Source organism: Dellaglioa sp. CoH-56-MRSF-11 (assembly GCF_056782135.1).
The window spans coordinates 1-256 of sequence record NZ_JBXAYE010000132.1 but is presented as its reverse complement, the minus strand read 5'-3'; the positions used below and the strand labels follow the sequence as shown (position 1 = coordinate 256).

The following is a 256-nucleotide window of genomic DNA, read 5'->3' as shown; positions in this document are numbered from 1 at the left end:
GCCGCATCTTCAATGGAAGAAAACAACGGCCGGGCCTCTGATGAATACGCTATGGACAGTCAGGCTGAACTGCCAGAGCTGGACCCTAGTGAGAACACTGGAGAGATAGGCGTCGGGCAGAATCGTCAGGGAGGCAGTCCGAGTACTTACCTCCAGCCCACGATTTTGGGTGCGGCCCAGCGCCTCGCAGGCTTGGAGGAATAATGGACGGTCGTTATGTCTTTTTTAAGGTGCCGGAGACGGACACCAGCATCAA

Annotated in this window: 1 protein-coding gene; it reads left to right on the top strand. The window is 55.9% G+C overall.

Annotated features, from left to right (window positions below; translation table 11 throughout):
* A partial coding sequence (locus AC1RPT_RS08130) for a hypothetical protein (RefSeq protein ID WP_481763045.1) occupies positions 1-204 on the top strand: 204 nt, incomplete at its 5' end.
* Positions 205-256: the final 52 nt, after the last annotated feature.